At 42.9% G+C, this 23,700-nt stretch carries 21 protein-coding genes and 1 other annotated feature; of the genes, 3 read left to right on the top strand and 18 right to left on the bottom strand.

Annotated features, from left to right (window positions below; translation table 11 throughout):
• Window position 1: 1 nt before the first annotated feature.
• The 9 genes from minC to QUF94_RS08515 form a co-directional block, all read right to left on the bottom strand.
• Window positions 2-685 (bottom strand): septum site-determining protein MinC, encoded by a 684-nt coding sequence (minC, locus tag QUF94_RS08555; RefSeq protein WP_063232834.1) that lies wholly within the window; start codon window positions 683-685, stop codon window positions 2-4.
• A gap of 115 nt (window positions 686-800) precedes the next feature.
• Window positions 801-1,319, bottom strand: a complete 519-nt coding sequence (mreD, locus tag QUF94_RS08550; protein ID WP_289315480.1) for a rod shape-determining protein MreD — start codon at window positions 1,317-1,319, stop codon at window positions 801-803.
• Complete coding sequence (mreC, locus tag QUF94_RS08545) at window positions 1,316-2,188, bottom strand: rod shape-determining protein MreC (RefSeq protein ID WP_289315479.1); 873 nt, start codon at window positions 2,186-2,188, stop codon at window positions 1,316-1,318. Before mreC ends, mreD begins: the two co-directional genes overlap by 4 nt.
• A gap of 181 nt (window positions 2,189-2,369) precedes the next feature.
• A complete protein-coding gene (locus QUF94_RS08540) occupies window positions 2,370-3,389 on the bottom strand; it encodes a rod shape-determining protein (protein WP_034308871.1) in 1,020 nt (339 codons plus the stop codon).
• Between the two features lie 148 nt (window positions 3,390-3,537).
• The gene (radC, locus tag QUF94_RS08535; RefSeq protein ID WP_289318324.1) at window positions 3,538-4,212 is read right to left on the bottom strand and encodes a RadC family protein; all 675 of its coding nucleotides are present in this window, start codon (window positions 4,210-4,212) and stop codon (window positions 3,538-3,540) included.
• Between the two features lie 58 nt (window positions 4,213-4,270).
• Window positions 4,271-4,840: a Maf family protein gene (locus tag QUF94_RS08530; RefSeq protein ID WP_289315478.1), complete on the bottom strand. Its 570-nt coding sequence runs from the start codon at window positions 4,838-4,840 to the stop codon at window positions 4,271-4,273.
• A 189-nt stretch (window positions 4,841-5,029) separates the two neighbouring features.
• Window positions 5,030-6,004, bottom strand: a complete 975-nt coding sequence (locus tag QUF94_RS08525) for a hypothetical protein (protein ID WP_289315477.1) — start codon at window positions 6,002-6,004, stop codon at window positions 5,030-5,032.
• A 306-nt stretch (window positions 6,005-6,310) separates the two neighbouring features.
• Window positions 6,311-7,063 (bottom strand): prepilin peptidase, encoded by a 753-nt coding sequence (locus QUF94_RS08520; RefSeq protein ID WP_289315476.1) that lies wholly within the window; start codon window positions 7,061-7,063, stop codon window positions 6,311-6,313.
• 482 nt (window positions 7,064-7,545) lie between these two features.
• Window positions 7,546-8,829, bottom strand: coding sequence for a bifunctional folylpolyglutamate synthase/dihydrofolate synthase (locus QUF94_RS08515; RefSeq protein WP_289315475.1), 1,284 nt, complete (start codon window positions 8,827-8,829; stop codon window positions 7,546-7,548).
• Between the two features lie 99 nt (window positions 8,830-8,928).
• Between QUF94_RS08515 and QUF94_RS08510 the strand changes: the two genes are divergently transcribed.
• Together QUF94_RS08510 and QUF94_RS08505 are read left to right on the top strand one after the other, a co-directional pair.
• Entirely contained in the window at window positions 8,929-9,870 is a 942-nt protein-coding gene (locus QUF94_RS08510; protein ID WP_289315474.1) for an ATP-grasp domain-containing protein, read from the top strand.
• On the top strand, window positions 9,839-10,681 hold the full coding sequence (locus QUF94_RS08505) for an ATP-grasp domain-containing protein (RefSeq protein WP_289315473.1): 843 nt from the start codon (window positions 9,839-9,841) through the stop codon (window positions 10,679-10,681). The genes QUF94_RS08510 and QUF94_RS08505 overlap by 32 nt, the downstream gene beginning before the upstream one ends.
• 80 nt (window positions 10,682-10,761) lie before the next feature.
• On the opposite strand, the gene QUF94_RS08500 is transcribed toward QUF94_RS08505, so the two are convergent.
• Window positions 10,762-13,413: a valine--tRNA ligase gene (locus QUF94_RS08500; protein WP_289315472.1), complete on the bottom strand. Its 2,652-nt coding sequence runs from the start codon at window positions 13,411-13,413 to the stop codon at window positions 10,762-10,764.
• Window positions 13,414-13,457: 44 nt separating this feature from the next.
• Window positions 13,458-13,687, bottom strand: a binding site (T-box leader).
• A gap of 238 nt (window positions 13,688-13,925) precedes the next feature.
• Between QUF94_RS08500 and QUF94_RS08495 the strand changes: the two genes are divergently transcribed.
• The gene (locus tag QUF94_RS08495; RefSeq protein ID WP_289315471.1) at window positions 13,926-14,117 is read left to right on the top strand and encodes a hypothetical protein; all 192 of its coding nucleotides are present in this window, start codon (window positions 13,926-13,928) and stop codon (window positions 14,115-14,117) included.
• Window positions 14,118-14,173: 56 nt separating this feature from the next.
• Here the strand turns inward: QUF94_RS08495 and ysxE are convergent, their stop codons facing one another.
• From ysxE to hemA, 8 genes are all read right to left on the bottom strand, one after another.
• Window positions 14,174-15,253 (bottom strand): spore coat protein YsxE, encoded by a 1,080-nt coding sequence (gene ysxE, locus QUF94_RS08490; protein ID WP_353957744.1) that lies wholly within the window; start codon window positions 15,251-15,253, stop codon window positions 14,174-14,176.
• 138 nt (window positions 15,254-15,391) lie between these two features.
• On the bottom strand, window positions 15,392-16,789 hold the full coding sequence (spoVID, locus tag QUF94_RS08485) for a stage VI sporulation protein D (RefSeq protein WP_289315470.1): 1,398 nt from the start codon (window positions 16,787-16,789) through the stop codon (window positions 15,392-15,394).
• Between the two features lie 581 nt (window positions 16,790-17,370).
• Window positions 17,371-18,660, bottom strand: coding sequence for a glutamate-1-semialdehyde 2,1-aminomutase (hemL, locus tag QUF94_RS08480; RefSeq protein ID WP_289315469.1), 1,290 nt, complete (start codon window positions 18,658-18,660; stop codon window positions 17,371-17,373).
• A gap of 38 nt (window positions 18,661-18,698) precedes the next feature.
• A complete protein-coding gene (hemB, locus tag QUF94_RS08475; protein WP_289315468.1) occupies window positions 18,699-19,694 on the bottom strand; it encodes a porphobilinogen synthase in 996 nt (331 codons plus the stop codon).
• Complete coding sequence (locus QUF94_RS08470) at window positions 19,691-20,488, bottom strand: uroporphyrinogen-III synthase (RefSeq protein ID WP_289315467.1); 798 nt, start codon at window positions 20,486-20,488, stop codon at window positions 19,691-19,693. The genes hemB and QUF94_RS08470 overlap by 4 nt, the downstream gene beginning before the upstream one ends.
• Window positions 20,488-21,420, bottom strand: a complete 933-nt coding sequence (hemC, locus tag QUF94_RS08465) for a hydroxymethylbilane synthase (RefSeq protein ID WP_289315466.1) — start codon at window positions 21,418-21,420, stop codon at window positions 20,488-20,490. Before hemC ends, QUF94_RS08470 begins: the two co-directional genes overlap by 1 nt.
• Before the next feature lie 9 nt (window positions 21,421-21,429).
• Window positions 21,430-22,260 (bottom strand): cytochrome C assembly family protein, encoded by an 831-nt coding sequence (locus QUF94_RS08460; RefSeq protein WP_289315465.1) that lies wholly within the window; start codon window positions 22,258-22,260, stop codon window positions 21,430-21,432.
• Between the two features lie 10 nt (window positions 22,261-22,270).
• Complete coding sequence (hemA, locus tag QUF94_RS08455; protein ID WP_289315464.1) at window positions 22,271-23,620, bottom strand: glutamyl-tRNA reductase; 1,350 nt, start codon at window positions 23,618-23,620, stop codon at window positions 22,271-22,273.
• Window positions 23,621-23,700: the final 80 nt, after the last annotated feature.

Here is a 23,700-nt window from a genome sequence, read left to right as displayed (position 1 = left end):
ATTAGAGACCCCCTTCTAATCTATTTAAATTAGGTCTATATTTCTTTAAGACTTGCAGTTTTTCTATTATGATATTTTCTTCTTCATCCATGAAGGCACATTCCAAGTCATGTCCCCATTTCGTATATTGGTCAGGAGATAAATTCACTTGTCCGGCAATGCGCAGCTGGGCAGGCTTCATGACAGAGGCAGCTATAATGGCCTCATTATTCCCTTTATATCCGGCATGGGCTATTCCTTTTAGCTGTCCCATGATATATATGTTGCCACCCGCACGAACCGTTCCGTCGGGATTGACATCCCCTATTAGCAGTAAGTCTCCGGGAACTTCAAAAACCTGTCCTGACCTTATCACCTTGGTCACGGTCGTCACTTGGTTTTCATCTTTCCATCGTTTCGCTTCATCCTTCGTCAGGACATTCGAAATCATCTCATCTACGAAAAGCTTCTTCTTTTTATGAATGACCTCTTTAATCTTTTCTTCTTGTTGTTCATCAAGATAGCGGTTCCCTGTATGTACTTTAACGGAAATGGACGGGTCATTTTCTTGAAACTGATAGTTTGCCGAAAGCTTCACTTCTAACTCTTTCAATAACTCGGAAAATGAGCAAGAATCATCGAGATGAAGCATAAACCCGTCTTTTGTTCCCTTAATCATGACATTTTGCTGAATTCTTTTATTCATGACGTTTGTTTCACCTCAATGAAATATAATTCGACATAGGAAAACAAATTTCCTTTTTCTACGTACACGGAAAAGAGAAAATACATTTCCTCCTGCTTCTTAAGACACAGGAACGTTATTCCGTTTCTCCTTGTAAATCAAGCATTTCAATCATTCTCTTTAAAGGATAGCAGCTGATAATAATGAATGCGAGATTCAATAATAATGTCGGCAGCAATCTTCGTTCCGCAAATTCACCAAATCCCATATCTGCAAAAGATAGGATGATATTCATCTGAAAGATGACAACCTCTAAAACTGCCGTGAATAAAAACGCAGTAAGGCAGGCAATCAATATATTATTTTGCAGGATTTTCATGCATTTCGATATCAGATAGGCAAGAAAAGGCAGCAGGAACATGTAAGTCCCAAGGATTTCCGTATATACGACATCATAGGTCAACCCAAGAATTGCTCCATAAAGCATACCCATTTTCCTGGACCCGAACATGGTCAGGAAAAAAACGAAAACCATCATGAAATGGGGCACGAGGATTTTATCTGCCCCGAATGCATCTCCAGCGAACATCTGGGCGAAGATGCTTTCAAAAACAAAAAAAACCAAGGCTATAAAAGAAAGGATGAAATATTTCACTCAGCTTCATCCTCCCCTTCACTTTCTTCCGGTGCACCGTCCACTTCGCGCTGAACGACCATAACATTGTTAATATCATAAAAATCCGTCGAAGGTTCAATATATGCGGTCTGGTTCAACCCATATTGATCCACTTTGACATCGACAACCTTCCCGATCAGCAGACCTTTCGGAAAGATCCCTCCATAACCGGATGTGATGACCAATGAATTTTTCTTGATCTTTTTATCGTAAGGAATACGTTTCATCATCAAAAGGTTCTTCTTATCATCGAATCCTTCAATCAAGCCATATGCTTTATCATCGCCTTGAACAATGGCTGAGACACGATTGGCTTTATCGATCGAACTTAAGAGTTGAACCGAAGAGGTGAAATCCGTCGCGGATTTTACCTTACCCACTAATCCATTGGCAGTGATGACAGCCATATTTTTTTCTACCCCATTACGCTTCCCTTTATTAATCGTCAGCATTTCATGCCAGCGGTCAGGATTACGTCCGATGACCGTCGCCTGAGTGGGCGAATACTTCCGCAGGTCATCTTCTTTTTTGAGGTTATCGCGAAGTTCTTCATTTTCTTCTTTTAAATCTTGGACTTGGGTTTTCAATAATACATATTCATCCAAGCGGGCTTTCAATTTTTTGTTTTCATCGTATGTATGTTGAAGGTCTTTTAAGCCCCCTACAAAACCTGTTATACCCGATACCGGCTTATTAAACACATTTCCGACCCAGCCTGTCGTATCTTTCAGGAATTGCTCCGGCCATGTCAACTCTTCTCTTTCTCTTAATGAAAAACCGATCAATGCCACGAGAACGATAATACTAACGAGCAAGAGAAGGAGCTTTTTATTAAAAAACTGTGGCATGATAATTGCACCTCTATCTAAAAATTTACTCAATGGTCTAAAATTTACTCAATGGTCTAAAATTCACTTAATTATCTTGTTCATCCAGACCAAAAAACTGTTAAATTAAACAGCAAAACATAAGAAAAACCGGCTCAAAATTGCACCTTTTGTTGAGCCGGCCCTATTTGAGAAGTAATGCTTATCGGGAATCTCTTGATTTAGTCTTGAACAAATGAATGTGGTCCAACGCTTTACCCGTTCCGATTGCAACACAATCCAGCGGATTTTCAGCGATGATCACCGGCATTTGCGTTTCTTCACTGATGACTTTATCCAAATTGCGCAGCAAAGCACCCCCGCCTGTCAATACAATACCTCTGTCCATGATGTCAGCGGCTAATTCAGGTGGTGTTTTCTCTAAAGTGTTTTTCACGGAATCCACAATTGCGGAAACTGTGTCGCTTAATGCTTTGGATATTTCCTCAGCAGTAATCTCGATCGTTTTCGGTAATCCAGTCAATAGGTCACGGCCGCGGATTTCCATGTTTTCTACGCCTTCCGTGTCTCCAGCAGAACCAATTTCCATTTTAATCGCTTCAGCAGTACGCTCACCGATCATCAAATTGTAGTTCTTACGGATGTAAACGATGATGGCATCATCCATTTCGTCACCGGCAATACGGATGGATTGGCTTGTTACGATTCCGCCAAGGGAAATGATTGCCACTTCCGTTGTTCCTCCGCCGATATCAACGACCATGCTGCCTGTAGGTTCCCAAACAGGAAGGTCCGCCCCGATCGCTGCTGCAAACGGTTCTTCGATAGGGTATGCATCACGGGCTCCAGCTTGTCTAGCTGCATCGATGACAGCACGCTGCTCAACTGCCGTAATTCCAGAAGGCACACAAATCATGACATATGGCTTGTTGCCGAATACGCCCTTCTTTTGAGCTTCCTTCATATAGTACTTCATCATGGTAGCCGTCGTTTCATAATCGGCAATTACCCCATCCTTCATCGGGCGAAGGGCAACCACGTTACCAGGTGTACGGCCAATCATGTTTTTCGCATCGTTTCCGACTGCAACGATTTGCTTTGTATCTGTTTGCACAGCTACAACAGATGGTTCACGTACAGCAATCCCTTTTCCTTTTACATATACAAGCGTATTCGCCGTTCCTAAATCAATCCCTATATCTCTAGCGCCAATTCCAAACATTATGGTATCTCCCTTTCGTAAACAAAAATGCCTTTTTATAAGTTCAAATAATAATTTGTCGTTTTTTGACAATAAGAGTTTTGAAAAAGTTTCCTCTTTTAAAAATCATAAATAATATTATATCGTATCGTCAAAAATTTTGATAGTGTCATAAATAACCTTTTTCCTTCAAACTAACATATTTATGCTCCCCGATAATGATATGGTCCAATACTTCGATCCCGATAATTTTACCACATTCGACTAATCTTTTTGTCACTTCAATATCTTCTCTGCTGGGAGAGGGGTCTCCGGAGGGGTGGTTATGAAGACAGATGATAGAGGCAGCGGACCTTCTGAAAGCTTCTTTAAAAACCTCACGCGGATGCACGATTGAGGCATTGAGGCTGCCGATGAAGACCGTAGTTTTTTGTAGCACTTGATTTTTCGTATTTAAATAGAGACAGACGAAATGTTCCTGTGACAAAAACCGCATTTCTTCCATGCAATAATTGGCCCCATCTTCAGGAGATCGAATCACATAACGGTCTTGATCATTCAATTTATTAATTCTCCTGCCAAGTTCGACAGAGGCCAGGATTTGAATCGCTTTCGCTTCACCAATCCCTTTCATCACGGTCAGTTCTTCCACTGAAGCTTCTTTTAGCAGGCGCAGGCCCTTGAAGGAATTGATGAGCCTGCCGGATAGTTGCAGAACGGATTCTTCCCTCGATCCCGTCCTCAAGAGCAGTGCAAGCAATTCTTGATTGGAGAGACTTTGCGGTCCGTCCTGCAGAAACCTTTCGCGCGGCCTCTCTTCTTTCGGGTAATCCCGTATTAACATTTTTTCACTCAAAAGATCCACCCTTCCTTAGAAAAGGGAAGATGCCAGAGGAAATCCATTATCCTAAGTCTGCCTGCATCGCTTTAAGTTCCCGGGCCAGTCTTGAGACCGGAAGCCCGACGACAGAGAAATAGTCGCCTTTGATCTGTTCGACAAGAAGAGATCCGTATCCTTGAATCCCATAGCCGCCAGCTTTGTCAAAGGGTTCACCGCTATCCAGATAACGTTCGATTTCAGCATCTGGCAATTCCCAAAATGTCACTTCCGTTTTTTCTGCGAATACTCTGCGATGCCTGCCGAATAGGATGGCGACACCAGTGTATACTTCATGTGTCCGTCCTGATAGCATTTCCAGCATTCTTTTTCCATCCGCCCGGCTTGTCGGTTTACCCAATATCTCACCATCAAGGACAACAACGGTATCCGAGCCGATAACCCAGCTTTCCTGAAATTTTGCTGAGATGGCTTCCGCTTTACGGGAGGCCAGCTCTTTCACAGCAGCATCCGGACACATGTTTTCATCAATACTTTCATCGACATTGGAATTCATGCTTTCGAAGGGGATTTGAAGAAATTGTAGAAGTTCTTTACGACGTGGTGATGAAGAAGCTAAAATCAATGGCTGCATAATAAAAAAGTCACCTTTCTTTACATAGGGAGATACATATCTATCCTATCAAATTATGGTGCAATCCACAATTATTGTTTACTAGGAATCGACAAATATCTGTAAGTATTTCCCGGAAAATAAAAAAAGTGTCACCTGAGAGTTCAAAAAGGGAGCTTGTCCCATTAGACAGCTCCCCTTTTTCTTTACTTAACTCGATATGTTTTGGTAATTCAATAAAAAATCAAGAAGACTTTCTTGAGCCTTGAATAGCTTTTCTTCCTTTTTGGAAGTCTCATATTCGTCAATCGACTTTGCCGCAGCAGTCAAGTCATCGTTCAAATTCGAAAACTCCGACGATAATTTCCCCGCCTTCAGTTCATCCATGTTTTTTTTCAGGGTTTCTTCGTTTACCGTCCCTTCCTTTCCACGAAGCTTGGTTGAAGATGTTTCTGCCAATGAAGCATATACTTCCTTCATCTTGTCGAGGGTTTTCTCATCTTCCTGGCTTGTCCCAGCAGCTTCAAAATTGATTTCCTTCCAATATACGTCCACATCATAGGACTTTAAGAACAAGGCCAGCTCCTTACTTGCAACTAGACTCTCTGCCGATCCCAAGAATAAATAATAGCTGTCTTCCAATTTGAAAATTTCAGCTGGAACCTGCTTTTCAATGATTTTCTTTTGTATTTGCCTTGCCGCATCCTCGCTGCTGAATACACCTCCCTGTACAAGGAATGTCTTCAGCTGGGTACCTGGTTCATTCACTGCCGCTTTTTTATCCTCAACAGTGGCTTCCGTTGGAATCGTGGTCTCGACCGAAGATACTGCGGCTTTTTCCTTTGTAATCGTTTTAACGGCAATCAAGCCAAGAATCGACCCAAAAAAAACAGCACAAATGACGGCGATCATGAATGTCTTGATCGGTCTTTTATCCGAGCTTTTCAGCGAACTCGTACCAAAACCGATCAGCTTTGGCATTTTCTTCTTTGGAGGTGTGGGAACCAATACGATCTTGTTTTCGTTTGAATCCTCAGGGAGTATCCATTCGAAACTCTCATCTGGATGTTCCTGTTCCTGCTCCTCACTCGCAGCCTCTTGACTTTCAATCTTTTTATCGGCAAATACTTTTTCTTCCCCATTTATTTTAATCGTGACACCCTTGCTTTGTTCCGGCTTGCCCAATTTTTTTCCTCCCCTCCAGGTCATTTTTTTCATCCTATCATAGAGGTAAAAAAAAATAACAAGACTTTTGTCGTCTTGTCATTAATAGGTTTCGTCAAATTTCCCTATTCATATCCCGTTAAACAAAAGGGCCTTCCAGGTACTGGTGCTTCTGGTTCATAACATTTTAATATTGCCTCTCAACAATTACATGCATTCCTCTTCCATGTCACCTTCACTTGCAGCCGCATGGGGATAGTTCCCTACTGCCCCATTGTTCAGATGATTTTTGACAAATTCCCCGTGAACTGTGATGGTCCTTTAAGCTCATCTTAGAAAAGTTACATACCAATATAAAATGGAGTCGCCCCAAAAATAGGCAGTCAATGTCCCAAAAACGATATACGGACCGAAAGGTATCAGCGTTTTCTTTTTTAGAATTCCGGTTAGCAACCCGATGATGCCAAGGAATGCCCCATAAAAGCACGCAAAAAGAAATGATAACAGGACCATCTTCATCCCCAATGCAAAGCCAATCACTGCAAAGAGCTTAATATCACCGCCACCCATGCCCCCCTTACTCACAACAGCGATTAATAGCAGAAGGCTAAAACCAACCGCTGCCCCGAAAATTGAATCCCACCAGGGTGACAGCGGAAATGAAACCCTTAAAACCATAAAAATCACCGTAAAGAAAAGCAGTATTTTATCAGGTATGAGCATATAGGCTACATCAGACACCAAGATGATCATAAATAATGAAATCAATGTCCAGGCAACCCAGAGTTCACCCGACCAGCCAAGAAATATGGGAGCTGAGGCAAACAAAACACCGGTCAGCAATTCCACTACCGGATAAAGGGGGGAAATCCTTGCTTTACAGCCCCGGCATTTTCCGTCTTGCAACATATAAGAAATAACCGGTATCAACTCGAAGAAGGTCAATGTGCGCCCACAAGATGGGCAAGCGGAGCGACGATTCGCAAATGGATTATTTGCTGGAACACTTAAACCGACGACGTTAAAGAATGAGCCTAAAATTAAGCCCAGGACGAAGAGATAGAAATGGATACCCATCATTTATACAGATTGCACGAGGATTCGATTCACTTTCGTTGTATCTCTAAGGTCATGTCCCATTCCTTTCACAGGATATGCGACTTTGTAATAATCATTTGGGTTCTTCATGATTATTCATTCCTCCCATATTTTATTTTCCCTACCCGGCTCTGCTTAAAGCCGTTAAGTCCAAACTACAATTCAGAATCAATATATAAACATATTTTAACAAATATACGTGGTGTTTTGTTATCAATCACTCTATTAGAGTTTTTTTCTTTTTCGAAGTCTCTGTTAAATAGAAATGAGCTGTCCTTCTTAAAAAGGGAAAAGGACCATTGAAAAGGTCTTTTTTTTGAGACTGTTACTGATGTAAGTTAATTAATCACTAGTTCAATTCCAATCGTGCCTCTGCATATGGAGAAGAAAAAATAACCAGTTCACCATCTATCCATTAAGCATTCTCTATGGAGGTACCACATCAATCATCCACTTTGAATTTTTTAACTTTCAGATAGAAATCCCCTCACAAGTGAAAGGAAATGAAGGGAACCTGTTATGACAAGAACCTCTTTCTCCCCTGTTTTTCTTCTGCCTTCCCTTATCGCCGTCTGCCAATCCTTGTTTATTGTTTTATTTTCATGACGACATTCTTCATAAAGCGTTTGCGCATCCGCCGCCCGTTCATGTTCGAATTCGGTAATGATGATTTCAATCGTTTCCGTTTCCAGTCCACGAAGCATCTGGGAATAATTTTTATCTTTAAATGAACTGAATATGAACCGGTACTTATATTCAGGATAATTCAATTTTAGCGTTTCCATCAATACATCGATGCCGGCAGGATTATGTGCACCATCAATGATCACCAACGGCTCAGCCGATATTTTTTCAAAACGCCCCTCCCATTTCGCCTCCCCTATTCCTTTAAGGATGCTTTTTTCATCGATATTTTCCATTCCTACTAGGACAGCAGCAATGGCCAGTGCCGCATTCTCGATTTGGTGACGTCCCAACATCTGCATTTCCACATTTTCGATGGACCTATCGGCAAGCGAAAAGGAGAAACTTTGTCCTTGCTCACTTTGCTTCACATTCCCTACATGAAAGTCTTTGCCTAATTGGTAATGGGGTACGCCTAATGAAGATGCTTTTTCTTCGATTACTTTTGCTGGTTCCCTAGCGTTGACTCCGCTGATGACCGGCGCCCTGCTTTTAATGATGCCTGCCTTCTCTGAAGCAATTTCCCCAAGTGTGTTACCCAGGATGCTCGTATGCTCCAAAGAAATCGAGGTAATGATCGAAAGAAACGGCTGGATGACATTCGTTGTATCGAGCCTGCCTCCAAGCCCTGTTTCCATCAAAACCAAATCCACTTCCTTTTTGCTAAAATAAGAGAATGCCATCGCAGTCAATATTTCAAACTGAGTGGGACCATTCCCCTTACTGTCCATCTCTTGGATGAACGGCCACAGCTCGCGGAAGGCAGCGATAAAATCCTTATCACTTATTTCATCCGCATTTATCTTCAGCTGTTCATTCATCCGCACTAAATATGGTGAAGTGAAGGAAGCGACCCGGATCCCTTCAGCAAGAAGGATTTCTTTAATATATTGCAAGGTTGATCCTTTCCCGTTTGATCCTGCAATGTGAATATACTTTAGCTCCTTATGGGGGTCACCTAATTCAGTTAACAATGTTTCCATCCGTGATAGGCCAAAATTCATGCCCAATTGAACTTGGCGCCGTTCAAAAAAATGATTGATGTCTTTCATGGTTGTTACCATTAATCATTGAGCCTCCTCTTTCTTTATACCGCTCTTATGCGTTAAGATTATTTTATCAATATATGAACGATTAACCTAGATGAAAGGTAGTGTTTTACCATGAAACCTTCAGATTTCCACTGTTGGATTGTCGTTAACGGCTATTTACAGCATGATAAGTTTTCCAGTTTAGCTTTGTTCATTAAAGAGGCGGCTGAAAGGAAAGAAATCACGGCAACCCTTATCCGCAATTCAGATCTTATTCCCATAATCGAAAAAGGAGTGCCGCTAATTAAAGGAGCCTTTGATAAGCTGCCTGATTTTGTTCTGTTCATGGATAAAGACATTCATTTGGCACGCCATTTGGAATTGCTCGGCATCCCCGTACATAACAGCAGTACGGCAATCGACATTTGCGACAGCAAAGCAAAAACACATCAAGCATTGGCCAGTCATGGCATACCGATGCCAAAAACCTTGTTTCCACCTTTCACGTACGAAGGTATTGAAAGGGTCAATATGGATGCCTTCATACAAATCGGCATTGAACTTGGGTATCCACTTATCGTTAAGGAAGCATACGGTTCTTTTGGGGAACAAGTATATTTGATCCAAACAGAGGATGAGTTACTAAAGACCATCCGCAATCTTGGCCACAAACCATTTATCATTCAGGAATTCATCGAACATAGTAAAGGACGGGATATTCGTGTGAATGTCGTCGGCAATCAAGTCATCGCAGCGATGCAACGCCATTCCGAGAACGACTTCCGAGCTAATATGACTGCCGGTGGTCAGGCTGCCCCCTATACACCCACTAGGGAAGAAGCACAACTTGCCATCCGTTGTGCGGAGATACTAGGTGCCGACTTCGCTGGCGTCGATTTGTTGTTCGGTAAAGAGGGTCCGCTTTTGTGCGAAGTGAATTCGAATTCGCATTTACTAAATATTTATGAATGTACTGGCATCAACATCGCTGATAGCATGTTCGATTATATCTTGAACAAATTAGGAAAGGGAAGTGCATCTGATGAAAAAACAAGCAGGTTGGTTGATTTATAACCGTGAGGATGCCTTGAAAAATCAAGGATACATAGATTGGATGCTTGACGAAGCCAGTAAGCTTGATCTTGATTTACACTTTTACCATCGGGAAGACCTTAGAATCGGTCATCGTTCCAACGAATTGTACGTGGAACATACAGCTCAGCCAATCGTATTGCCAGACTTTGCTATCGTCCGGGCCATCGATCCTTTTCTAACAAGGCAACTGGAGCAAATGGGGATTGCCTGCTTTAACTCCTCATTCGTATCGGAAATCGCTAATGACAAAGCAAGGACGCATCAATATTTGTCCTCGATGGGAATTCCAATGGCCGATACCATATATTGCAACGGAAAGCCGAATGCCGATGACATGGAGTTCCCTTTCATTGCTAAAGAAACACGTGGCCGCGGCGGGAAACAAGTGTATTTAATCGAGCATGCCGATGATTTGGCCGAACTGAATGACGGAAATTGGATTGTCCAAAAACCCGGCTTATTCGGAAAGGATATCCGCGTTTTTGTAATTGGTAAAAAAGTGAAGGCTGCTGTACTTAGGGAATCCGCTTCAAGTTTCAAGGCAAATTATACGCTAGGGGGATCGGCTTCCATATATGAGCTGACCGCTTCCGATTTAGCCCTTGTAGAAAGAGTTATCGAAGCGTTTGATTTCGGTCTGGTCGGGATCGATTTCATATTTGCCGAGGATGGCAGCCTCATGCTCAACGAAATCGAGGATGTCGTCGGCAGCCGGACATTAAGTGCACTAAGTGACATCAATATCGTATCGGAGTACCTTACATTCATAAAAGAAAGTCTATCCTCCTAACGGAACATTTGATTTTCGAATCAATGTCGTCCAACACAAAAAAGGATGAACCGGCATATTAGCTAGTTCATCCTTTTGTTTTACAGTTGTTTCAGTTCGCTGATCCTGTGGATCACAGAGTCGCGTTTTTCGCTATAGTCTTTTTCTTTGGCACGTTCTTCTTCAATGACGCTTGCCGGCGCCTTTTTAACGAAGCCCTCATTGCCTAATTTTTTCTGAACGCGTTCAACTTCTTTATTAAGTTTGTCGAGTTCTTTTTCAAGACGTTTCACTTCTTCGTCGATATTGATCAGCCCTGTCAGCGGAAGGATTAGTTCTACGCCAGTTACGACAGCTGTCATGGCTTGAGCAGGTTCTTCGACTTCGATACCGATCGTCAATTGTTCAGGATTACAGAAACGCTCGATATAACTGCTGTTTTTCTGTAACGTTTCTAAGATGGACTCATCTTTCGCTTTTAAAATCAAATTGATTTTTTTGCTTAGCGGCGTGTTCACCTCAGCACGGATATTACGGACGGAGCGGATGATTTCAACAAGCAGCTTCATTTCCTCGGCTGCAGCTGTATCTGTCAATCCTTCATTCACTTCCGGCCAAGCGGCAACAGTGATCGACTCACCTTCATGCGGAAGGTTCTGCCAGATTTCTTCGGTAATGAATGGCATGAACGGGTGCAACAATCTCATCGTATTATCCAGTACATAAGCCAAGATCGAGCGCGTCGTTTTCTTAGCCGCTTCATCTTCGCCATATAACGGAAGCTTCGCCATTTCAATATACCAGTCACAGAAATCATCCCAAATGAAGTTGTAAAGCACACGGCCGACTTCACCGAACTCATAACGGTCAGCGAGTCTTGTCACGTTTGAAATCGTTTCGTTCAAACGTGTCAAAATCCATTTATCGGCTACAGATTTTTCACCGCTTAAATCGATTTCGTCATACGTCATGCCATTCATGTTCATTAATGCAAAACGGGATGCGTTCCAAATTTTGTTGGAGAAGTTCCAAACCGCTTCCACTTTTTCCGTGCTGTAACGAAGGTCCTGACCTGGTGAGCTGCCCGTTGATAAGAAGTACCGCAGCGAATCGGCACCGTATTGATCGATGACATCCATCGGATCGACACCGTTACCAAGCGATTTACTCATCTTGCGTCCTTGTTCGTCACGAACAAGACCGTGAATCAGTACATCTTCAAATGGACGTTCGCCCGTGAACTCAAGTGCTTGGAAAATCATCCGTGAAACCCAGAAGAAAATGATATCATAGCCTGTCACTAGCGCTCCTGTTGGGTAGTATCGTTTGAAATCGACGCTGTCTTTGTCAGGCCAACCCATAGTCGAGAACGGCCATAAAGCCGAGCTGAACCATGTATCCAGAACGTCTGTATCCTGTTCCCAGTTTTCAGCATCCGCAGGCTCCTCATGTCCTACATACACTTCACCTGTTTCTTTATGGTACCAGGCTGGAATGCGGTGACCCCACCAAAGCTGACGGGAAATGCACCAGTCGCGGATATTTTCCATCCAATGGAGATACGTTTTCTCGAAACGATCCGGTACGAAATGAACTTTTTCCTCATCGGATCCTTTTTGAAGATCAACGGATGCATCAGCTAGAGGCTGCATTTTTACGAACCATTGAGTCGATAGATATGGTTCAACAACAGCACCGCTTCTCTCTGAATGACCGACTGAGTGAAGGTGATCTTCGATTTTGAATAGTACTCCTTCTTCCTGAAGGTCTTTGACGATTTGTTTACGGCATTCAAAACGGTCCATGCCTTCATATTTACCGGCCTTTTCATTCATCGAGCCATCTTCATGCATGACAAGGATGCGCTCCAAATCGTGACGGTTCCCGATTTCGAAGTCATTCGGATCATGAGCAGGAGTAATTTTAACCGCGCCTGAACCGAATTCCATATCGACATAGTCATCACCGACAATCGGGATTTCCCGGCCTGTAATTGGCAAGCGAACCTTTTTGCCGATCAAGTGTTTATACCGATCATCTTCAGGATGTACAGCAACCGCAGTATCGCCAAGCATCGTTTCCGGACGGGTTGTGGCTATTTCAATTTCACCTGATCCGTCAACTAACGGATATTTCAAATGGTAAAATGCGCCCTGTACATCTTTGTAAATAACCTCGATATCGGATAACGCCGTTTTCGTTGATGGATCCCAGTTGATGATGTATTCACCGCGATAAATCAAGTCCTTCTTATAAAGCGAAACGAACACTTCGCGCACTGCTTTTGAAAGCCCTTCATCAAGAGTGAAGCGTTCACGGGTATAATCAAGTCCAAGACCCAGCTTTGACCATTGTTCACGGATATGGCTCGCGTATTGCTCTTTCCATTTCCATGTCTCTTCCACGAACTTTTCACGTCCAAGGTCATAACGGCTCACGCCTTCCGCACGAAGTTTCTGTTCAACTTTCGCTTGAGTGGCGATACCGGCATGATCCATGCCCGGCAACCATAAAACATCATAGCCTTGCATCCTTTTCATGCGTGTCAATATATCTTGAAGTGTCGTATCCCATGCGTGGCCTAGATGCAGCTTACCAGTCACGTTCGGCGGGGGGATGACAATCGTATATGGTTCTTTTTTATCGTCACCCGTCGTTTCGAAAAACTTCCCATCAAGCCACCATTTGTAGCGGCCTTTCTCTATCGTCTGCGGATCATATTTAGTCGGCATCGAAATTTGGTTCTCTTCCATGTCATTTCCTCCTTATTTAGGCATAAAAAAAACTTCCATCATCACAAAAGGACGAAGGAAGTTGTTCGCGGTGCCACCTTTTTTCCGAAAAAGTAAAAAATCTCTTTCGGCTCTCAAATCGGATAACGGCTCTTCACCGGCCTTCGCTACTAAAGATCTTTCACGAAAACTGCTCGCGGACGACTTCGGATGCTGCTGCCTGGAAACCTCGCACCAATTGGTTTCCTCTCTGAAAAGTGCATTTCATCTTACTATTTCCGGTCTTTGCATTGATTTATATTCATATGTAAAATCACTGAATGCATATAGTATATAGTACAAAAAATATGGGGCTCCAGTCAATCATCTTTTCGCTTTCTTTCTTTAGGAAGCATTCCATTACATGCATTCGATCCCGCTGCCCGGCCATTTTCTTTATTTTATCCTCCAGGAACAGTGAATGTGACGGTTTTTTCACCTTTTCCACTACCAGCCCATAGAATATAAGAAGCCCTAAAAAGGAAGGTAATAATATGAAGCGAAGATATACCCCCTATACTTTACCGCCATGGATGAAAAAATTCAGGGGTGTTTGCCAGCAGTTCATCATCCCCTTTGTCGTATTCCAAGGATTGCGTACGCTGATCTTCCCTACTTTCTTCGATATGCTCCTGCTAATCGCCTTTATTTTCTTGGCCATGTCTTTGTATTTCGAATGGATTTAATTATTCCCTTACAGCAAAAAAATATACATGACTGGAGATTATCCAATCATGTATATTTAGCTTGGGGGTGATTGCTCTTCTTTGGCAGCCTCGGCAGCCGCCTTTTTCTTCTGTTCGATCTCTTCGATTTTCATCACCATATACTCAATATTCTTCAGGAGCCAAAATTGCCGCTGCAGTTGAGTAACATTATCAAGCTCTGAACGATGTCCCCTGCCATCGGAATAACCCTTCACTAATTCCAAAGCTGATCCAGGGAAAGCCAGATAACTTTGCATGAGCAGCAATTCTTCTTCTTTCAACGGAAAATAACGAAAATAGTTATATAGCCAGTCGACGCAGTCATCGCATTGGACAGGATAGGTCCTGGCCGACTTAACGAGAAATGGCAGTAAATCGAAATGAGGCGGTGCCGTATTCGAATTCTCAAAATTGATGAAGTAGCCATATCCGCGTTCGTCATAAACGAAATGCTTCAAAGAGACCTTTCCGTGCGTGACAACTGTTCGAACCTTTTCACTTTCCTTCGTTTTTTCATACCAAGTTTCAAACTTCTTGATCGAGTACTTCATTGCCTGTGAAATATCAGTGTAGAAAGAACAAACCGTCATTTCGACTGGAGACATATACCACTTCTTTTCACAGCTGACAATATACTCATCCATAAAGTCCTTCTCATTATTCCAGGCATCAAGCGTCCGCTCATAATGGGCTTCCCGTTCCTCTGGATCCACCTGTATTTCCCTAACGGACAGCGTATGCATCCGGGCAAGCTCCCTGAACATTTGCTTATGCTTTTCAACGCGCTCCCCGTCCCCTTCATTATTCAACCAGGGCATCAGGTAATACAAACGTCCATTATGAAGAACGGCGTAACGCTGATCCATCGTTTGATAAATGGGAACGATCCGGTTATAGCCGCGATGGTACAGTTTTTGAACATTTTTTATAAAATCAATGCCGTTATGCGGTAAAATCGATTTCAAGGCAAATGTACCGCGATCAGTGTATACTTTTTTTACACGCCCGAAATCTTCAATGTATTGTACATACATGGCATATTCCTTCAAGACGGTTTCCGTGTCAAGATCCCGATTAGCAGGCTGCTGATTCTCGTTTTCCCTCACGAGACTCACTCACTTTCTCTAAAAAAACTCAACCCGATTCCTCTAGCCACCAAAGTCCAGTGGCCAATCAGGCTGCTCTAACGCCGTTCAACAACTTTATCCTAGTAAAAAACAGGAGCAGACCATATGCTCTGCTCTCTGTCCTGGTCAATTCTTATATGCAACCGCCTTCGGTATATAGATGACTTGCCCTTCATGGACGTTTTGATTCGACTCCAATTCATTGCTGAAAAGTATGGATTGAACCGTAACATCATAACGTTGAGCCAAGTCATCAATCGTTTCCCCTTGCTGGACAATGCAAACCTTCATCCTTACCAATTCTTCTTCTTGTTTCCGTCCGAATAAATCCATGATGGAAAGCTGCTTTTCATCATGATCAGCCGTATCTTTATCATCACGCTCAGCTGCTTGTTTCCTGCCTTTGAAATTTTTGACTTCCTTGGCTGGGGGCGCTGGTCTTTCCCTCTTTTTGAATAAATCGCTTATGGATGAATTGGACTCCTCTTCCTGTTCCACCTTCACATGTTCATTTAGGATAGGTCCCGTTACAACGTCATTTTCTTCCTGCCGGATGACGTCCTCGGTTTCAAGATTTGAAACTGGGCTATCTTGATGAGGCTCTTCTACCACTTCTTCTTTCAAAGTCACTCTAGGAGTCTCCGTCTCCACTATGGAATCCTGCCTGCTTACATCTTCCTCCAGTTTCTCCTCATCCACGAATGACACAGGTACCTCCTCTGTGGAGTCAGGCTGATCACTTATAAAATTCACTTCTTCCTCTTCAGCATCTTCCTGTCTGTGCACTTCCGTTTCCCACTCCTCCTCTTCAGGATATGGTGAAACGGGAATTTCAAAAACTGGGGCACTATGCTGATCGCTTAAATAGATTGGTTCCTCTTCTTCTTCTTCGTTCGCTTCAGATACTCGCCTTGCCTCTGCAGAAAAAGGCGTGTATAACTCTTCCTCCTGCTCATCACGGAAAACAGGCTGAAAATCCGGGATTGGCGGCACTGCAGCCGCATAAGGAATGTATGACTCATTTTCCCCATCCGTTTCTTCTCCCTCTGTTTCCCCAACTTCCTGCTCCGTATCGAACCGTTCTTCCACATATGAATCATTATAGATTCCGGTTATCAACAAATCCGCCTGCAATTTCAAACAGTTTAGCTCAGGCAGGGCATAATCAAAGCTTTGAATAGAGACATCGATCTCCTCTAATGAGGCAATCCGATTATTCGGAATCGTTATATCAACCGGAAAACGGTGTGTGAACTCATTAAGTCCATTGGGATGCCTCTCGACCTTTTGAACGGATTTTGGCAAAAAGGTCTGTGAAAACTCCTCTTCCTCACCATTTTGCGAGTCTTTGTATTCACCGCATAAATCTAACGAGCCTCGTATAAAAACATATTGATCACTTTCTTGAATCGTCACATTCGGATCCAGGGAAATGGAATAGAGCTCAGCCACTTCCTGTCCCTTCTGGAACCAAACGGATTCCTCTAAAGAAAATCGTAAATACGATTCATTTTCTTGCGACAAGACAACTCCTCCTTTCAGCTTCAGGAAACGGTACCTATACCATTATCAATCTATGAAGGTAGGAAGATGATTATTCCTTAATTCCATTTGCCGCCATCCAGATCTATCCTGAACCACTAAAAAGGAGGAGATTCTACTTTTCCAGGCTAAAATCAATGTAGAATTGGATCAATCGGCCTTCAACCATTTAAATTTGGTCCTAAAATCAGTTATTCGGTCCTATCTCCATTTTATTTCGACCTTCAATCTATTTATTCGTCCTACCTCCCTATTATTTCGGCCTTCAACCTTTTATTCTGTCCTATCTCCCTATTATTTCGGCCTTCAACCTTTTATTCTGTCCTATCTCCCTATTAATACGGCCTTCAACCTTTTATCCCGTCCTACCACCCTATTAATTCAGCCTTCAACCTTTTATTCCGTCCTATCACCCTTTTATTCGGCCTTCAACTTTTAATCAGCATTCTTCCGCTTACTGATTGAATTCAAAAAAACAGGCTACCATTCTCCCAAAGTTTTTGGGAAAATGGTAGCCTGTTTAATATTTATGATTGCTTAATTAGCCAGATAGTTTTTTTGCATCATTTTTTTAATTTTGCAAAGGCCTGTTCTGCCGCTTCAATGGTCTTTTCGATATCTTCATCACTATGTGCTGTTGATAGGAATAAACCTTCAAACTGGGATGGCGGCAAGTAGATGCCTTGATTCGCCATTTCCCTATAGTAAGAAGCAAAGAACTCTAAATCGGATGTTTTTGCTGTATCATAATTTACGACTTCTTCATTTGTAAAGAAAAGTCCAATCATGGAACCGGCACGGTTGAATGTATGGGGAACTCCGTATTTTTCCGCTGCTTCTCCAATGCCTTTTTCGAGGATATCACCTTTTCGGGTGAACTCTTCATAAGATTCTGGAGTCAATTGGCTCAGCGTTTCAAGACCAGCCGTCATGGCCAGAGGGTTTCCAGACAATGTTCCCGCTTGATAGATTGTCCCACTCGGGGCGATTCGTTCCATGAATTCGCGCTTTCCTCCGAAAGCTCCGACCGGCAAGCCACCGCCAATTACTTTCCCAAGGCAAGTCAGGTCCGGTACGATGCCAAAATAGCCTTGTGCACAATTATAGCCGACACGGAACCCGGTCATCACTTCGTCAAAGATCAATAGAGCCCCGTATTGGGTCGTCACTTCACGTAAGCCTTCGAGGAAACCTGGCTGTGGCGGAACGACGCCCATGTTCCCCGCAACAGGTTCTACGATGATACAGGCGATGTCTTCGCCAAATTGTTCAAACGCATATTTGGTTGCAGCAAGATCATTATATGGTACGGTAATCGTATTTTTCGCAATGCCTTCCGGTACTCCCGGGCTATCGGGTAAACCTAATGTTGCAACACCGGATCCCGCTTTGATTAGCAATGAATCGCCATGCCCATGATAAGAACCTTCGAATTTCAGGATTTTATCCCGGCCTGTAAAGCCTCGCGCCAATCTTAGGGCACTCATCGTCGCTTCGGTTCCTGAAGATACCATCCGGATCATCTCAATCGAAGGCACCCGTTCAATGACCAACTTAGCCAGTTCATTCTCAATCAGTGTAGAGGTTCCAAAGCTTGTACCTGATTCCGCTACCTTTTTCAAAGATTCCACGACACGGTCATTCGTGTGACCCAGGATAAGCGGTCCCCATGAAAGAACATAGTCTATATATTCATTCCCATCGATATCATACATTTTTGAGCCTTTTCCGCGCTCCATGAAAATTGGATCCATGTCCACAGATTTGAAGGCACGTACCGGGCTGTTCACGCCGCCTGGCATCAAGTTTTTTGCTTCGGCAAACGCTTTTTTCGATTTTTCATATGACCGCATGATTCAATCCCCTTTTCCATTACAGGTTTTATTTGTCATCATCCTTGATTATCTTCGTTTATCCAGCGTGCTACCTCTTTTGAAAAATACGTAATGATCAAGTCGGAACCTGCGCGTTTCAAGCCTGTCAGCATTTCCATCACTATCGCTTTTTCATCAATCCAGCCATTTTTGGCAGCTGCCTTAACCATTGAATATTCACCGCTGACATTATAGGAAACAATCGGGAGATTAAAGTTATTCTTAACGTCCCTGATGATGTCCATGTAGGATAGGGCTGGTTTTACGATTAGGAAATCCGCACCTTCAGCAACATCGGATTCAGCTTCACGGAATGCTTCAAGGCGATTCGCGGGATCCATTTGGTAAGTTTTCCTGTCGCCAAATTGTGGTGCACCATTCGCAGCATCACGGAATGGACCGTAAAAAGCCGAGGCATATTTCACTGCATAGGACATGATCGGAATATCTTCATAGCCCGCTTCATCCAGACCTGCACGGATGGCCGCAACGAAACCGTCCATCATATTGGAAGGGGCAATGATATCGGCACCGGCCTCAGCCTGGCTGATTGCCGTTTTGGCAAGAAGGTCAAGAGAAGCGTCATTCAGGATCTTTTCCCCTTCAACGACCCCGCAATGTCCATGGCTTGTATACTCACAAAGGCAGGTATCAGCAATGACAATGACTTCAGGATATTGTTTTTTGATAAAGCGGGTTGCCTCTTGCACAAGTCCGTTATGGTGAAAAGCACCTGTGCCCTGTTCGTCTTTATCATGATCAAAAGGGACACCGAATAAAATGACTGACTTTATGCCCAGACTCACGACTTCATCCATTTCCGCTCCCAGATTATCCATGGATAACTGATAGATACCCGGCATCGAGTTGATTTCATTTTTTACATTTTCACCGTCGATGACGAAAATCGGATAGATCAAATCCTCTTTATGCAATTGTGTTTCACGGACTAAAGCCCTCATGCCAGCACTTGCACGCAAGCGACGGTGGCGATTGAATGGAATGTTTTTCATTTTAAAGTTCCTCCCTTATTATTTCTTTTCACGATGAAGCGTATTAAATCAGCAACCATGGCATCCGTCGTATAAACATCTGGACAAACATCGACGGATAGCCCATGTTTTTCAGCCGTTTTAGCGGCAATCGGTCCGATGCATGCGATGATAATCCGGTCTATGTATGTATCCAACTCACAGCGTTCCATAATCTGCAAAAAATGATGGATCGTCGAAGAACTCGTAAAGGTTATGATGTCGATTTCGTGATTCGTTATAAGTTGCACGAGTTTTTTTTCACTGCTTCGAGGAAGCACGGTATGATAAATAATCACTTCATCACATGATGCTCCACCTTCATTGATTGCTTCCGCAATAACCGCCCTGGCGAGATTTCCTTTTGCCAGCAACACGCGTGACCCGGGATCAAGCAAGGTCATGAACTCCGAAATAAACCCTTCAGCAACAAACTGAGCTGGCACGAAATCCGCCTTATACCCATGCCGTTTCAGGGCCGCTTCCGTTTTGGAGCCGATAACGGCTATTTTCGGAAGCTTTAAAGGCTGTTTACCAAGAAGCTTAAAGAAGAAATCCACCCCATTTTGACTTGTCAGAATGATCCAGTCATAGGTAAGCAACTCACCTAAACGCTGATGAACCTCTTCCATATGATCAGGAAGAGTGAACTCAAGCAATGGTACAAGAAGCGGCGTTCCGCCATTTTTCTCGATCGAATCTTTTAAACCATCTGCCTGCCCTTTCCCTCTCGTGATTAATACCCGATAATCCTTAAGAGGTTGAAAGGGTTTCATTACTGATCAAGCTCCTCTTTTACGCGATCGATCAATTCTTTACCGCCCATTTCACTAATCTGCTTGGCAGCATCATGCCCAACCGTCACGGGATCTGCCCCCTCGACCATTTCTTTATAAATCACCTTTCCATCAGGAGAAGCGACCAAAGCCGTCAAGGAAACGGATCCATTATCTTTTGCTACCGCAAATCCGGCAATCGGAACCTGGCATCCGCCTTCCATTTTATCCAAAAAGGCACGTTCCGCTTCAACCGTTCTTTTCGTTTTTTCACAGGTCAATTTCGCAAGTTCTGCCAGCAGATCTTTGTCATCTTCGCGGCATTCAATGGAAAGTGCTCCTTGTCCAACTGCCGGAATGCAAATATCTTCATCTAAGAATTCCGATACGATGTCCTGTTCCCATCCCATTCTTGATAGTCCTGCTGCAGCTAAAATGATAGCATCATAATCTTCCGTTTTCAGCTTATTCAGACGGGTATCGATATTCCCGCGAATCCATTTAATTTCAAGGTCCGGCCTTCTAGCCAAAATTTGAGCGCCACGGCGCAAGCTGCTTGTACCTATGATGGAACCGGGTTTCAGTTCAGAAAGGGTTTCATGGTTCTTGGAAATCAAGGCATCCCGATGGTCCTCCCTCGGTGGTATGCACCCAATCGTCAAGCCTGTAGGAAGCACTGCCGGCATATCTTTCATACTATGTACAGCCATATCAATTTCTTTGTCCAGCATCGCTTGTTCGATTTCTTTAACGAATAAGCCTTTTCCGCCTACCTTGGAAAGCGTTACATCAAGGATTTGGTCACCCTTTGTGACAATTTCCTTCACCTCGAACTCGTATGGAACCCCAAGCTCTTTAAGTTGATCGATAACCCAGTTCGTTTGGGTGATCGCTAATTTACTACGTCTAGAACCGACAATTATTTTTCTCATAGTTTCCTCCTATGTATTCCAAAAGTGGAATGTTGAAAGGCTTCCGAAAAGGAAAAAGTTAATTAACACAATCATGAAAGATCCAATATTCAGAAAGGCTAGCGTCCTTCCATACATTTGTTTCCGAATTTTCAAGTATAAAAATACACTGTATGCGATGAGCAAAATAAATGAGCCGATGATCTTCATATCCAGCCAGGATACCCCAGGCACTTTTATATAAGCCCATTGAATCCCCAAGATAAGTGAGACCACCAATAATGGAACACCTATTACTGCTAGGACATAGGACATTTGCTCGAGCTTAGTTAAATCGCCGAGTCGAAGCAGCCGTTTCCCCCACTTCTTCCGTTTCAACAGATCATATTGAATTAAGTAGAGTAGTGAAAAAACGAAAGAAAGCGTGAATGCCCCATAAGATAGGATGGCAAAAGTGATATGTATGAGCAATAGCTCTGAAACCAGACGCTGTGCAAGCACTTGAGATTCTATCTGAACAGGTGCAAAGGTATGGATGGCCATAACCATGAAACCTAATACATTCGTAAAAAAGACCGTAAAATCGACTCTTAGCAATCGGTTAATGATCAAAGATAACGATATGAGGACCCATGCATAAAAATATAAGCCTTCAAAAATCGTCAATACCGGGAACCTTCCCGTTTTCATTACATACAGAAACAAAAAAATTGTTTGCAGTACCCAAACAATAGAAAGCAACCAGAAGGCGACCTTGTTAGCCTTCTGGTTATTATTAAGGAAGTCAATAAAATATAAAAGCATACTGATGGCATACAACAACACAGTGGCTTCATGCAATCTTGTCATTAGTAATTCCATATCTACCTCATTACTGGACAGGAACTGGATTCAATAGGGATGACTTGGAACTGTTCCGTTCTTTTTCATCATCCGCAACCAGCTGGTCTTCTATCAATTCCTCTAAATTGAAGATTTTAACGAAATTATTTAATTGCTCTTTTGCATTAGGCTCATCTGCAAGCTCTTTTGCATAAAGAATAGGATCTTTTAGCATTTGGTTGATGATGCTCTTCGTATGCTTGTTCAGAACCTTTTTGTCACGTTCGCTTAAATGCGGAAGCTTTCTTTCGATGCTTTCCATCGTTTCCTTTTGTATCGAAAGGGATTTTTCCCGTAAAGAAGAAATGACTGGCACCACACCAAGCAAATTAATCCATTGATTGAAATCCACAATTTCAGATTCGATCATCAATTCTATTTTCTCGGCAGCTTTTTTACGTTCTTCGATATTGGCTTGTACGATCCCTTCAAGATCGTCAATGTCATACAGGAATACATTTTCCAGCTCGCCCAATGTTGGATCGAGGTCACGCGGCACTGCGATATCGACCATGAAAATAGGACGGCCTTTACGAAGCTTATTCACGAATGACATCATCTCTTTTGTTACGAGAAGATCTTTTGATCCAGTGGAAGTGATCAGGATATCAGCTTCCACTAAAGCGCATTGCAGCTCTTGAAGCTGTTTTGCTGTACCATTGAATCTTTCCGCCAGGTCGACCGCTTTCTGAAAGGTGCGGTTAATGACTGTGATGCTGTCGGCTCCATTACTATGAAGATTTTGAATGGCGAGCTCACCCATCTTACCGGCCCCAAGAATCAAGACATTCTTGCCGTTCAGGCCTCCAAAGATTTTTTTTGCAAGCTCGACTGCCGCATAGCTGACGGAAACGGCATTGGTATTGATTTCGGTTTCCGAATGAGCTTTTTTAGCCAATGTAAGGGCTTGCTTGAAGAGATGGTTAAAAACGGTACCGATCGTATCTTCCTTCTGCCCTAACAGATAGCTTGAACGTACTTGTCCCAAAATCTGAGTTTCTCCCAGTATCATGGAATTCAAGCCGCAGGTAACAGAAAATAAATGCTCGACAGCCCCATCGCCTTCATATATGAAGAGATATTTAGAAAATTCTTCTTTATCGATATTAAACCATTCCGAAAGAAATTCCTTTATATAATACCTGCTTGTATGAAGCTGGTCACCGACCGCATATATCTCCGTTCTGTTACATGTTGAAATAATAATATTTTCCAAGATGCTTTTTTTATTTTTAAGAGCTTTCATTGCCTCGGCAAGTTCGGCTTCGCTGAACGATAGTTTTTCCCGAATTTCTACAGGGGCAGTTTTGTAATTAATACCAACCGCTAGAATATGCATCCTTTTGTTTTGCACCCCCAAAATTTTTCATGTAAATTTATTATACCATGTACTAAAATTGATTCACGCAAATAATATGA

This window comes from Peribacillus sp. NJ4 (genome assembly GCF_030348345.1).
Classification (GTDB): Bacteria; Bacillota; Bacilli; order Bacillales; family DSM-1321; genus Peribacillus.
Note: the sequence above shows the minus strand (reverse complement) of the source record. Positions and strands in the feature narration are given on the sequence as shown.

What these genes read in the sequence shown, in the direction of transcription:
- minC (WP_063232834.1), bottom strand. Translation starts at nt 685, where the DNA reads ATGAATAAAAGAATTCAGCAAAATGTCATGATTAAGGGAACAAAAGAC.
- mreC (WP_289315479.1), bottom strand. Translation starts at nt 2,188, where the DNA reads ATGCCACAGTTTTTTAATAAAAAGCTCCTTCTCTTGCTCGTTAGTATT.
- QUF94_RS08540 (WP_034308871.1), bottom strand. Translation starts at nt 3,389, where the DNA reads ATGTTTGGAATTGGCGCTAGAGATATAGGGATTGATTTAGGAACGGCG.
- radC (WP_289318324.1), bottom strand. Translation starts at nt 4,212, where the DNA reads ATGTTAATACGGGATTACCCGAAAGAAGAGAGGCCGCGCGAAAGGTTT.
- QUF94_RS08530 (WP_289315478.1), bottom strand. Translation starts at nt 4,840, where the DNA reads ATGCAGCCATTGATTTTAGCTTCTTCATCACCACGTCGTAAAGAACTT.
- QUF94_RS08520 (WP_289315476.1), bottom strand. Translation starts at nt 7,063, where the DNA reads ATGATGGGTATCCATTTCTATCTCTTCGTCCTGGGCTTAATTTTAGGC.
- QUF94_RS08515 (WP_289315475.1), bottom strand. Translation starts at nt 8,829, where the DNA reads ATGGTAACAACCATGAAAGACATCAATCATTTTTTTGAACGGCGCCAA.
- QUF94_RS08510 (WP_289315474.1), top strand. Translation starts at nt 8,929, where the DNA reads ATGAAACCTTCAGATTTCCACTGTTGGATTGTCGTTAACGGCTATTTA.
- QUF94_RS08505 (WP_289315473.1), top strand. Translation starts at nt 9,839, where the DNA reads ATGAAAAAACAAGCAGGTTGGTTGATTTATAACCGTGAGGATGCCTTG.
- QUF94_RS08500 (WP_289315472.1), bottom strand. Translation starts at nt 13,413, where the DNA reads ATGGAAGAGAACCAAATTTCGATGCCGACTAAATATGATCCGCAGACG.
- QUF94_RS08495 (WP_289315471.1), top strand. Translation starts at nt 13,926, where the DNA reads ATGAAGCGAAGATATACCCCCTATACTTTACCGCCATGGATGAAAAAA.
- hemL (WP_289315469.1), bottom strand. Translation starts at nt 18,660, where the DNA reads ATGCGGTCATATGAAAAATCGAAAAAAGCGTTTGCCGAAGCAAAAAAC.
- hemB (WP_289315468.1), bottom strand. Translation starts at nt 19,694, where the DNA reads ATGAAAAACATTCCATTCAATCGCCACCGTCGCTTGCGTGCAAGTGCT.
- QUF94_RS08470 (WP_289315467.1), bottom strand. Translation starts at nt 20,488, where the DNA reads ATGAAACCCTTTCAACCTCTTAAGGATTATCGGGTATTAATCACGAGA.
- hemC (WP_289315466.1), bottom strand. Translation starts at nt 21,420, where the DNA reads ATGAGAAAAATAATTGTCGGTTCTAGACGTAGTAAATTAGCGATCACC.
- QUF94_RS08460 (WP_289315465.1), bottom strand. Translation starts at nt 22,260, where the DNA reads ATGGAATTACTAATGACAAGATTGCATGAAGCCACTGTGTTGTTGTAT.
- hemA (WP_289315464.1), bottom strand. Translation starts at nt 23,620, where the DNA reads ATGCATATTCTAGCGGTTGGTATTAATTACAAAACTGCCCCTGTAGAA.